Origin of the sequence: Anabaena sp. AL09, from assembly GCF_001672255.1 — a bacterium.
GTDB lineage: Bacteria > Cyanobacteriota > Cyanobacteriia > Cyanobacteriales > Nostocaceae > Dolichospermum > Dolichospermum lemmermannii.
The window spans coordinates 1-10525 of sequence record NZ_LJOQ01000048.1 but is presented as its reverse complement, the minus strand read 5'-3'; the positions used below and the strand labels follow the sequence as shown (position 1 = coordinate 10525).

At 39.6% G+C, this 10525-nt stretch carries 15 protein-coding genes; 6 read left to right on the top strand and 9 right to left on the bottom strand.

Features of this window, described 5'->3' with window-relative positions:
* Positions 1–75 precede the first annotated feature (75 nt).
* The 4 genes from AN490_RS09720 to AN490_RS09705 form a co-directional block, all read right to left on the bottom strand.
* Positions 76–1245 carry a hypothetical protein gene (locus AN490_RS09720; RefSeq protein WP_300002416.1) on the bottom strand — a complete coding sequence of 390 codons (1170 nt, stop codon included), beginning with the start codon at positions 1243–1245 and terminating at the stop codon, positions 76–78.
* A 281-nt stretch (positions 1246–1526) separates the two neighbouring features.
* Entirely contained in the window at positions 1527–1751 is a 225-nt protein-coding gene (locus AN490_RS09715) for a hypothetical protein (RefSeq protein WP_300002413.1), read from the bottom strand.
* 89 nt (positions 1752–1840) lie between these two features.
* Entirely contained in the window at positions 1841–1963 is a 123-nt protein-coding gene (locus AN490_RS09710) for a hypothetical protein (protein WP_300002410.1), read from the bottom strand.
* Between the two features lie 366 nt (positions 1964–2329).
* A complete protein-coding gene (locus AN490_RS09705) occupies positions 2330–3340 on the bottom strand; it encodes a hypothetical protein (protein ID WP_300002407.1) in 1011 nt (336 codons plus the stop codon).
* A 373-nt stretch (positions 3341–3713) separates the two neighbouring features.
* Between AN490_RS09705 and AN490_RS09700 the strand changes: the two genes are divergently transcribed.
* From AN490_RS09700 to AN490_RS09680, 5 genes are all read left to right on the top strand, one after another.
* A complete protein-coding gene (locus AN490_RS09700; protein WP_015081485.1) occupies positions 3714–4058 on the top strand; it encodes a rubredoxin in 345 nt (114 codons plus the stop codon).
* A 74-nt stretch (positions 4059–4132) separates the two neighbouring features.
* On the top strand, positions 4133–5152 hold the full coding sequence (locus tag AN490_RS09695; RefSeq protein ID WP_300002404.1) for a photosynthesis system II assembly factor Ycf48: 1020 nt from the start codon (positions 4133–4135) through the stop codon (positions 5150–5152).
* Between the two features lie 111 nt (positions 5153–5263).
* Positions 5264–5512, top strand: a complete 249-nt coding sequence (gene psbE, locus AN490_RS09690; protein ID WP_015081483.1) for a cytochrome b559 subunit alpha — start codon at positions 5264–5266, stop codon at positions 5510–5512.
* Between the two features lie 9 nt (positions 5513–5521).
* Entirely contained in the window at positions 5522–5659 is a 138-nt protein-coding gene (gene psbF, locus AN490_RS09685; protein WP_010997987.1) for a cytochrome b559 subunit beta, read from the top strand.
* Positions 5660–5668: 9 nt separating this feature from the next.
* Positions 5669–5788, top strand: coding sequence for a photosystem II reaction center protein L (locus AN490_RS09680; protein ID WP_015081482.1), 120 nt, complete (start codon positions 5669–5671; stop codon positions 5786–5788).
* A 66-nt stretch (positions 5789–5854) separates the two neighbouring features.
* On the opposite strand, the gene AN490_RS09675 is transcribed toward AN490_RS09680, so the two are convergent.
* On the bottom strand, positions 5855–6022 hold the full coding sequence (locus AN490_RS09675) for a hypothetical protein (RefSeq protein WP_300002391.1): 168 nt from the start codon (positions 6020–6022) through the stop codon (positions 5855–5857).
* Between the two features lie 23 nt (positions 6023–6045).
* Between AN490_RS09675 and AN490_RS09670 the strand changes: the two genes are divergently transcribed.
* A complete protein-coding gene (locus AN490_RS09670; RefSeq protein WP_015081481.1) occupies positions 6046–6165 on the top strand; it encodes a photosystem II reaction center protein J in 120 nt (39 codons plus the stop codon).
* 284 nt (positions 6166–6449) lie between these two features.
* Here AN490_RS09670 and psaI read toward each other — a convergent pair whose 3' ends face one another.
* The 4 genes from psaI to AN490_RS09650 all read right to left on the bottom strand — a co-directional run bounded on the left by psaI (position 6450) and on the right by AN490_RS09650 (position 10400).
* Positions 6450–6590, bottom strand: coding sequence for a photosystem I reaction center subunit VIII (gene psaI, locus AN490_RS09665; RefSeq protein WP_015081480.1), 141 nt, complete (start codon positions 6588–6590; stop codon positions 6450–6452).
* 98 nt (positions 6591–6688) lie between these two features.
* Positions 6689–9094 carry a hypothetical protein gene (locus AN490_RS09660; protein ID WP_300002385.1) on the bottom strand — a complete coding sequence of 802 codons (2406 nt, stop codon included), beginning with the start codon at positions 9092–9094 and terminating at the stop codon, positions 6689–6691.
* A gap of 179 nt (positions 9095–9273) precedes the next feature.
* A complete protein-coding gene (locus tag AN490_RS09655) occupies positions 9274–9522 on the bottom strand; it encodes a hypothetical protein (protein WP_015081478.1) in 249 nt (82 codons plus the stop codon).
* Between the two features lie 26 nt (positions 9523–9548).
* The gene (locus tag AN490_RS09650; protein WP_300002380.1) at positions 9549–10400 is read right to left on the bottom strand and encodes a hypothetical protein; all 852 of its coding nucleotides are present in this window, start codon (positions 10398–10400) and stop codon (positions 9549–9551) included.
* Positions 10401–10525 lie beyond the last annotated feature (125 nt).

The window sequence follows — 10525 nt, the reverse complement described above, 5'->3', positions numbered from 1 at the left end:
CAAGGTGTTATGACCTAGATAACGTTTACTCATGTTTTGAGTGGTTTGGTTCACATAAACTACAGATTACTCCGTTTATTTATGCTCTCTTCCGCTAGTATCTCTTGCCATCGCCTGCTGTAGGCTGCGAACATTACCAAAGCCTTGTAATTCAGGCAGTGCTGCAATAGTAGCATTGACAGTGACAATATCTTGATCAATGGTGCGAGCATTATCAGTAGCAAACCAAACATCATTCATAGCGCGGGTACTACCATCTGTACGGGTGTAGTTGCCGACTTGTAAATGTTGATTGCCTTGTGCATCGGTTTGTGTTTGGTTAGTATATCCGGTGTTCAGACTTTTCACACCTGCTTGAGTTAGAGTCAGCAGTTCCCCTGTATCTGCTAAACCATTACTGTTGCTGTCTTTCCATACACGCAATTGGTTATAGGCGGTATCAGAAGCATCTATTTTGCCATCTTTATTATTGTCCAATTCGGCTAAGGCTACAAAACCATTAGCGGCTTTAGTACCATTTTTGAGTAGGGTATTATTTCCGAATAGTTCAGTACCATTGTCTATTTTTCCATTGCCGTTTTTGTCTAATACCAGGAGTCCATCATTTTTACCAACCCAGCCAGTGGTTTCAGCAAATTTATTACCATCGAGATCAAAATGGATTCCCGCAGATTTACTGATTGTGTCAACGCCGTTGCCGTCTAAATCTAGAATGATGGGGCTGGTGATAGTTTGGGCTTGGTTAAAGGATGTTTGGAGGTCGCCTATGAAGTTGCCTAGTGGGTCATAGTTGCCACCAAGGTTGGGGAGTCCAGGGTTGCCCATATCAAGTATAAAATTTCGTATTTTTTCGAGTTGAGATGAGCCATACTCAGTATTCGTCAAAGCACCCAGTCCTCCTAACGCAAAACCTAAAGCAGCAGCCGGAACTGTAACAGTAGCAGAGCCGGCAAGGACACCAACTGCTCCAATAACTGCAATTGCATTGCCAGTAACACTTAAAATATCTCCGGCGGATATAGTTTGTCCATTAGAAGCATCAGTAAGTATTTTACCTACAGTTAAAACTGCTGCTGCTGGTGCTACAGCTATTGTTGCGCCAGGAATTTTAGAAAAATAAGCAGTGATAAGTTGTCCAGTATTGGAAAGTATATTAATTGGACTGGAATCATTTACTAATGAAATACCCGAATCTACAAAGGTAATTATTATTGCGCCAGCTTCTAGTTTTCCACTAACACCCATTTTATTTTCCTCAATTTTCAAGAATTAAAAAATTAAAAGTCGAATTACTTTTTACTTTGCAAAAGCTCTGTAAATTAGAAGTGATATAAATCAAAGGTCATCGCTACTGAGTTAAAGTTGCAATTTGTTTCTTTAATGACTAATTGCGTTAAAATTAGCAACTATTCGGCATTAACCCATAAAACACTTTACAAACAAATTAGTAGCGATCGCTCCTCTTATATCCCTGCCAGTGGTGAGCAGTGATTTTACGCAAATTGCCCCGAATTGGTAATATAAATTTACAAATCAGGAGCAACAGACGGGATATTGAAAATGCGATCGCCCTTTCTAGAGGTAGAATGAGCGATACTATGGGGTTCGAGTTTGCGATAGCGAAGCGCTCCGTAGGAATCGCCTTTTCCAGAGGTAGAATGAGCGATACTATGGGGTTCGAGTTTGCGATAGCGAAGCGCTCCGTAGGAATCGCCTTTTCCAGAAGCAGAATGAGCGATAGAATGTGTCACAACCTGTAACACTTTTTAGTTAAAGACTATATACGCACAAGTTTGACACAAATACTGATAAGTGTCAAGCTCTATATCTATGTGTCAAGTTAGGATATTTTTTTAAATGGACAAAGTATTGCAAAATCTTTCAGATACAGTCCTACTTGTTCTAGGGCTGGGTTAAGGTACAACTCATCAGCAATCAAACCGTTAGCAAGTGTAGATGTCATAAAATTAAACTGCTTTTTGTAAGTAATTCTGCCAAAACGATAATATTAAGTATAAAAAACCTTGACATCTACCAAAAGTTAGATATTTATTTCTTTTCCAAAAAATCTCACCTGAGTAGGATATTTCGGGGTTTTGCCACAATAGGACTTAAAGGACAGGAAACTTTAAATATATATGATGCCTACAACGAGCAAAGTCAATTTAAGCCTATTGATGCTCATGACGGACGAGATTTGAATCTTGACAAGACTACAATTAAAACAGATGTTTAAGGGTAAAGCATGAGCTAAACCCTTATTTAGAGAATTCAACAATTCAGCCATTTTGAGGATCAAAGGGCGAATATAATTAGCCAGGACTATTAATTATGTCAATGTTGCTAATTCTAAAGCCTGTTTAAAATCATCTAAAGAATTAACTGTTACAGCCAGTTTCAGCATTTCATCCAAAATAGATAGATTAGAAATCTGAGCCAGTGATGCTGTAATCTCTAAAGAAACCTCACCTAGTCGAGCCTGTAAAACAGTTGTGATGTTATTACGAGCGTTTTGTAACGCACCAATCTCCTTACCAATCTCTTTACCAATCTCTTTACCAATTTCTTTACCAATCTCCTTACCGCGTTCTATTGCCATTTGTTCTGTAGGACTAATAAAAGGCATTTTTCTTTCCTCCTCAAAACTGTTAATTTTCTTGACTAACTTTTGCTGTAATTGCTCAGGTAATGTCATCATCATGTCAATGATTTTAAAGAGTTTCACGATTTGCTCTTTATTTAATCCTCGCTCATAAAGTCCGCGAATTAATGTCCATTTCCATTGCTCCCGTTCTGATAAATTACCAGTGGTAGCTTTAGTTTTTAAATGTGCCATTACTATGATAGCAAAGGGATTGGTATTAGTTTCTAATTCTTGCCAACGCGATTCATAGTCAAGCAGTTTAGCAATGGGAAATTTAAGACTAACTTCACACCCGCCAATGGCATAACTATAAGTATTAGGTCGCCATTTATTACTTTCATCACCTAAAACAGCTAGACTAACCACAGGTTTGTGATACAGATCAAAGGAACGATAATTATAAACATACATCCGTTCACCAAAATCTACTTCATATTGACTTTGAATTTCAATGTGAATCAATATCCAAATCACTCGTTTATCCAGTAACCAAACTTGATAAAGTTTATCAGCAATACGTTTTTCTGTGGCTGATGAAGCCGTGATTTCCTGTAGTTCTTTATCAAGAGAACGAGGGGTTTGTGTCCAATCAATTAATTGATGGACTTCCGGAAAAAAGAAGATTAAGAAGCTTTCAAAATACTCGTTTAGTGCTTCTTTCCATGATTCATCATAATTGGCAGTGACTTCTTTCATAATCAAATTTTCTGAGGTATTAAGACGCTCATAATCAAGTTTGCAGTTGTAATTTATATAGTTTTAGCACTTCTTCATGTATAAGTTGATTTTGACACAGCAACCGTAAAAAATGGCAAATGTGGGAAATTCAATGAAACAGGAAGTAACCGCCAAAATTATCGGTGTCCAGATGTGTCTAGACCTTGATGATTTTGGGTAAGTTTTATAGAACGGAAATCAATAAAACCATTACTCAACCTAGATTTTCTATTTTTCGACAATTTCTCGAACTCCAAAAAAAATGAGCGAACCGGGAGTTGATAGAAAAGTCCAGCAATTATGTCATAATTTGTAACGTATATTTAAATTCCCCTCTGCGAGACTACGAGCTATGAGTGAACAAGCTGAACAAGCTATGGAAACTCCAGTGTTAGACCGTTATGAGTGTCGCTCTTGCGGTTACGTTTATGAACCTGAGAAGGGAGACGACAAGAGTGATGTCCCCCCAGGAACACTTTTTGCCGAACTACCTACAAATTGGCGTTGTCCAGTTTGTGTAGCTAAGAAAACTGTTTTTGCGAATATTGGACCAGCGGGTACTGCGTCTGGTTTCAAGGAAAACTTAGGTTACGGTTTGGGTGTGAATACCCTGACACCAACTCAAAAGAACATTTTGATTTTTGGGGCTTTGGCTCTTGGCTTCTTGTTTTTTATTAGTCTTTACGGACTAGATTAAAAACCGCTATCTTTATTTACCGCAATTCGGCGAAAATCTCATTAAACCTGCACTGGAAACCCTCAGTAATACTGATGCAATCAATTTTGAAAAAGTGGCAAAGTTTTGTTGCCGCGTTAATAGTAGTTATCGCCTGTATAGGGTGTAGTAGTGTTCCTTCTATAAGCAACAATCCTTGGCAGGTGATTAATGTCCCGACAAAGTCGAAGTTGTTAGATATTAGCTTTGCCAATAACTCTCAGCATGGTTACTTGGTGGGTGGTAATGCCACTCTTTTAGAAACTAAAGATGGTGGTGATACTTGGCAACCGCTAAAATTAGAGTTGGATGATCCCAGATATCGTTTTAACTCCGTTAGTTTTTCTGGTCAGGAAGGTTGGATTGCTGGAGAACCTTCTTTATTGCTCCATACTACTGATGAGGGTAAGTCTTGGTCACGGATTGCTTTAAGCGAAAAGTTACCTGGCAGCCCCATTGCCATTACAGCAATAGGTCAGAATACAGCGGAAATGGCTACCGACATCGGAGCGATTTATCAAACCACAGATGGTGGTCAAAATTGGAAAGCTAATTTAGACGCGGCCGTTGGTGTGGTGCGGACTCTGGAGCGATCGCCTGATGGTAAGTATATCGCTGTTTCTGCTAAAGGCAGTTTTTACTCCACTTGGGAACCTGGACAAAATGCTTGGCAACCCCATAACCGCAATAGTTCCCGTCGCTTAGAAAATATGGGTTTTACTAACGATGGACAATTGTGGTTGTTAGCACGAGGTGGCCAAGTTCAGTTTAGTGATCCTACTAAACCGGAAGAGTGGTTAGAGGTAGAATATCCAGAGTTATCCACGAGTTGGGGTTTACTCGATTTAGCTTATCGCACACCCGATGAAATTTGGATCGGTGGTGGTAGCGGTAATTTACTTCGCAGCACCGATGGTGGTAAAACTTGGGAAAAAGACCGTGATGTGGAGACAGTTGCAGCTAATCTTTACAAAATTGTATTTTTTAGCCCCGATCAAGGCTTTATAATTGGCGATCGCGGTGTTTTACTGAAATATAACCCCAAAACAGCAGATCCAGCAGATCCAGCGGCGTAATTACACCCAATAATGGATGTGTTCACCAGAAGAAAGTTGTAAGTTGTAACTCTGTCTAAACTTTGTAGGATAATAAACTCAATAATAGTTTTTGATAAGGGAGTGAAATAAATGGCAGGTACCACTGGAGAACGTCCGTTTTCTGACATTGTTACCAGTATTCGTTACTGGGTAATTCACAGCATCACCATTCCCGCATTATTCGTTGCAGGTTGGTTATTTGTCAGCACTGGTCTGGCTTATGATGTATTCGGCACACCTCGTCCTAATGAGTATTTTACTCAAGTCCGTCAAGAAGTGCCAATTGTCAGCAATCGTTTTGAAGCAAAAAAACAAGTAGAAACCTTTATTGGAAAATAATTTGAGATCATGACTAGCGGTAATAACATCAATCAACCAGTTACCTATCCCATTTTTACAGTTAGATGGATCGCGGTGCATACCTTAGCTGTCCCTACTGTCTTCTTTTTGGGCGCGATCGCCTCAATGCAGTTTATTCAACGCTAGGAGTTAATCATGGAAAGAACGCCTAATCCTAATCAACAACCGGTTGAATTAAACCGTACCTCTCTTTACCTGGGACTACTATTAGTCTTCGTTCTCGGAATTCTATTTTCCAGTTACTTCTTTAACTAACTGGACTTTTTCACGTCAGTTGCTAGTTAGGTGATAGGTAATAGGTAATAGGTAATAGGTAACAAGTTACAGAAAGAATATTCTCAACTGACAACCGACAACCGACAACCGACAACCGACAACCGACAACTGACAACTGACAAAAGCATTTGGAGAACTATTTTTGGCAATGACCGATAATTTATCTTCCAAATGCTTCGCCCCTACTGACAACTGACAACTGACAACTGACAATTTTTGTAAGTGAGGAAAAAACTGTGTCTGGAAGTGGAAGAATTCCCCTGTGGGTCGTCGCTACGATTGCAGGTTTAGGTGTAATTACTGTTGTAGGTATTTTCTTTTATGGATCTTACTCAGGAATTGGTTCTTCAATGTAATGCTATAGCAGGGAACAGGGAACAGGGAACAGGGAACAGGGAATAGGAAGTTTGAAAGTCTTTTGTAAGATGACTTTTTTAACCAATCTCTGTCCTAACCTACCTGGTAACTACTATTCTGGAAGAAGATAGCAATTAGAAATACAAAAAACTGGATTTTTGCTTGATTATCATTTTTGAACTTCTTCTGCAAAAACCGCCTATCTCATGGATTTAGGCGGTTTTGTTTGTTTTCAAATAGATAATTGGTGACAAAATTAAGTAACCAATTACCCATACCCTAATTAAGCAATATCTTCGCGTTCAATGTATGAAAACAAAAACGCGAAAATAACTGCTGGTAAAACCAAGCCAGTTAGGGGAACGAAAACAGAAGGCAAAAAGGAGGAATAAGCCAAAATAGTAGGCAAAAATGAACTTGACATAGAATTAAAGTCCTGTAAAGTCTTACTACAATTCAAATTGAGCTTACTGCAAAATCCTCCCTTATTTGCTAAATTATCAAGATTTTTAACACACCTGTTTACATTCCCAACATTTCATCCATTTCTATCGTGGGTAAATTAGGGGGAATTACTGTCTTGATGATAGTGAATTTGTCACTTTCCTGCTGAGTAGTTTGATGGAGAGCGATCGCTGATAAACGGATTTCTAAGCAGCCAAAAGGAATTTTTAGGTAAATTGCTGTTTCCCCTTCTCCCCAGGCATTAGAACGCAAATCTGGCAGGATATGTGGTCTATCTAGTAGACTCCGGGTTTGATAATCTTCAACCCATAACTTGACCACTACCGAAGATGAAACTTCAGGTAATTTTACACGCACCATTACAGATGTGCCAGCGACAAGTTCACCCTCTGATAAATACAATTGGGGAGTTGGTAAAGACTCCATCATCACACCAGAGAAATCTGCCGCAGTTTCATTCTCCGGTAGGGGGGAATAATGATGATCTGCTATAGCTTCATCACTCCAGCTATCCGCATCCCGTTCCATAACCAAATCATCTATAACTATTTCTTGTGATAACCATCCAGGCTGGGTTGGTATTGGATTCAGTATATTGACTGTTTCCGGTTTATTAATTTCTAAAGGAATATTGTCAGCAATGGGATCTTCCTGAATTTCTTTTTCCCTACTTAACAGCACTTCCACATCTACAGTTTGAGTTTCTTCCCCAAGATCATTGTCTGAGGATTCTTGAAAAACTGCTTCAGTCAATAAGTATCCTTGACTGTCTATCCATTGTTGCAAAAGAGAGGAATTTTCTTGAGTATCCACCAAATCTAGTTCTTCACTCTGGATAATTACAGAATTTTCCTGAGAATCCACCAAATCTAATTCTTCACTCTGGATAATTACAGAATTTTCCTGAGAATCCACCAAATCTAATTCTTCACTTTTAATCACCCCCGCCACAATCTCTGCTATTAATTCTGCATAGGATGTATCATCAATCATAGACTGATCGGACTGCGGAAGATTATCTACTGGTAATTCTGGTATTTTTGCTGGTAAAGTCACTATAGTCGGTAGCTGTGGGGATTTCTGCAAAGTTGCTAATTTTTCAATATTTAACTGATCATTGGCTGTTTCCCCTGGAACAGGCTTAACTTTTAATCGTTTCAAGTAGGGAAAAATAGTATTAACTGGTTTAATTACCAACTTTTTCAAATCAATTGGGTGAATAGCCAGGGTTTTTGTGAGGGAATCTGTTTCCGAATCAGTATTAATCTCACGTGTGGGATTGTGAGGTAAATTTGGCAACTGTGGTGAAAGAACTTGCCAGGATATCAGGGGTTTAATTTGGGGTGGTAAAGGTTGGTTTGGGGAGGGCTTTAAAATGTGAAACTGTGCTAAATTGGGAGTTTTAGCCACATTGAAAAGTTCTAACCGAATCTTGACAGAGGGCTTGGGCTTAACTGGTGGATTAGTTTCTGGTAAAGAGTTACGGTAATCCGACAGAGAAGTTTGTAGTGCTAGTAAATCAGTGACATCGGCTGTAATCGTGAAAGTATGGTTAGCTAAAAGTATGACTTCACCAACATTAGCTAATGCACCATATAAATTAATATCTGCTAAAAGCAACTTAGATTCACAATCAAGGGGAATATCAATCAGGGTACTAAAGCTAAAAGGTAAGACTTGATCTGTTAATGGCTGATCTATGTGGTTAAGGATTCTTGATTCTGAAGGCGATCGCAGGGCAATTTCTAGCCGTAGCTGACTCACACCATTCATAGAAAATCTCTCATCTTCCAGATTCTCTATTTCATTGACTTCCACATCGCCATGAATGATAAAATTCTCTCCCCAACGAGCAACATAAGTATCTTGATCTAAACTCAAATTCAGTGCTAAAGGTGGCGGTAAAGTAGGAGCATTCTCAATAGTCTCCTCATCCAGCAAAGGTTCATCTTGAGGTAAGGCTAAATCTAATAAGTTTTGTAAAATCTGCTCAGTTGTTTCCCCCTGAAACCAGACTGGAGTTCCATGATTCATAACTATACTGACTTGAGTATCAGCATTTGAAGCCAGATCAGATTCCTCAGCCAGTTGAGTTAGAGACTGGGGACTAGGTTCTGGGGGTGATACTTGGATAAGGAGAGTATGTTGCCAGGATTTACCGAGCATCTCTAACATAATATCTCCAGAGCATCGTAACTCCCAAATCCCTGGTTTAAAGTTGGTAAAAGGAATTACCGCCATCAATCCTTCACTATTAGTCCGACGCGATCGCTTGAGGATTCGCCGTTTCGGTGGAACCTCCTGGGTTGATATGTAAGTCACTCGCACATCAACATCCATATTATTCAGATAAGAACGAGCCAAAACTCGGTAATTATCCGCTAAAATATTTAAATTTGGCGACTCCAAAGTCCGCCAATTGTGGTCTCCCTGTTTCTGTATCAGAAATTGCCAGTTTTCCATTATAAATAACGCCTAAACCTAAGAGCAGCCAATTAATATTTTGCATTAACTTGCTTGTCAGTTTAACCCAGCCATCTGCTATTAACCTAAGTTTAGTCGTCAGTTGTTAGTTGTTAGTTGTTAGTTGTTAGTTGTTAGTTGTTAGTTGTTAGCTAACCAGCAACTTACCTTCTTGAATTTTATCCACATTCATAGCGGTTTTGATAATAAGCCACTATCTGCTTACACCTTGACCGACTTTCCTCATCAGCGGCTGCTGTCCATGAAATCCATAACCCAGAAATTTGACTTTGGTTGTAATCAAACTCTGAGGATGTTTGCGGTATTAATCCCACTTCTACCCCCACCACCTGCCGGAGATGCGCTGCTATTTCCCGATATACAGCCAAGGGTAAACCAGCAAACTCTATTTTCTCTTGTGTCACCATATCTATTCTTTGCTCCTACGAGATTTTCAAGCTTGCTTAATCACAGAAATACCATTACCCACAGAAGCTGTAGTCGCTGGTTTAGATGTTTTAGAAGGTTGTTCCCCTACTTGTTTAGCAACTTCAATACCGTACTGTTCCAAAATTACGGTAGGATTAGCACCTTGGCTCATTTCAATCCGTTTTACTAACACCCCATTCACCAGCCTTTGACCTGGTTTTACATATCTACTAGTTGGCTCATCCGGTACTTTCACAATTGCTTGAGGTACTTTACCAATTAAGATTACACCACTCACAATCACTGCTCTAGCGGTTTCCGGCTGTCGTGCTACTGGTAACACAGTTTTGAGTTTAGGAGAGGGGAGAGATCCCGCTAAAACAGTGGGTAAAACTGGTTTTATAGCTATCTGTGGGGATTTTTTGGGTAATGAAATTGCCAGTTTAGTTGCTATTGTCTTGATTGGTTTCGGTGGAATTAATTTAGGCTGAGTTACTGTAGGTAAAGGGGGTAATTTAGGAACTGCAATTTTTTCACCTGGTAGCTTAGTAGTTGTAGAACCTATCTTCTCGACAATTTGCCCAAAGGGGTCTGTTCGTCCTTTCTGTACCACACCCAACCGCTCTGTGCCATTTGTCGGTTGAATCAAACTAGCAACTGACCCAGAACTCACTGGTGGTTTGGTAGATATCAGAGGATTATTAAAAGGTTGAGCCAAAGACGGTCGCTGTGTCGTTTGCGGCGCAGTTGCTTGAAGACTAGGAGTTGGCGCAGGACTGGCAGTATTAGTAGCTGTTGGCGGTTCACCCACCGTACAGCCAGTCAGTGCCAAGGTTGCTAAAATAGCTGTGGCTGTAATATGTGAATTTTTGCTCATTAGACATCTCCAAAACTATAGAAAAGTTTGTTTATACCGTTCTATAAAACTTACCCAAAATTACCAAAGTCTAGACACATCTGGACAGCGATAACCTTAGTGTTTACTTCCTGCTTCATCACGGT

What these genes read in the sequence shown, in the direction of transcription:
- AN490_RS09650 (WP_300002380.1), bottom strand. Translation starts at nt 10,400, where the DNA reads ATGAGCAAAAATTCACATATTACAGCCACAGCTATTTTAGCAACCTTG.
- AN490_RS09660 (WP_300002385.1), bottom strand. Translation starts at nt 9,094, where the DNA reads ATGGAAAACTGGCAATTTCTGATACAGAAACAGGGAGACCACAATTGG.
- psbE (WP_015081483.1), top strand. Translation starts at nt 5,264, where the DNA reads ATGGCAGGTACCACTGGAGAACGTCCGTTTTCTGACATTGTTACCAGT.
- psaI (WP_015081480.1), bottom strand. Translation starts at nt 6,590, where the DNA reads ATGTCAAGTTCATTTTTGCCTACTATTTTGGCTTATTCCTCCTTTTTG.
- psbF (WP_010997987.1), top strand. Translation starts at nt 5,522, where the DNA reads ATGACTAGCGGTAATAACATCAATCAACCAGTTACCTATCCCATTTTT.
- AN490_RS09680 (WP_015081482.1), top strand. Translation starts at nt 5,669, where the DNA reads ATGGAAAGAACGCCTAATCCTAATCAACAACCGGTTGAATTAAACCGT.
- AN490_RS09700 (WP_015081485.1), top strand. Translation starts at nt 3,714, where the DNA reads ATGAGTGAACAAGCTGAACAAGCTATGGAAACTCCAGTGTTAGACCGT.
- AN490_RS09705 (WP_300002407.1), bottom strand. Translation starts at nt 3,340, where the DNA reads ATGAAAGAAGTCACTGCCAATTATGATGAATCATGGAAAGAAGCACTA.
- AN490_RS09720 (WP_300002416.1), bottom strand. Translation starts at nt 1,245, where the DNA reads ATGGGTGTTAGTGGAAAACTAGAAGCTGGCGCAATAATAATTACCTTT.
- AN490_RS09710 (WP_300002410.1), bottom strand. Translation starts at nt 1,963, where the DNA reads ATGACATCTACACTTGCTAACGGTTTGATTGCTGATGAGTTGTACCTT.
- AN490_RS09695 (WP_300002404.1), top strand. Translation starts at nt 4,133, where the DNA reads ATGCAATCAATTTTGAAAAAGTGGCAAAGTTTTGTTGCCGCGTTAATA.
- AN490_RS09655 (WP_015081478.1), bottom strand. Translation starts at nt 9,522, where the DNA reads ATGGTGACACAAGAGAAAATAGAGTTTGCTGGTTTACCCTTGGCTGTA.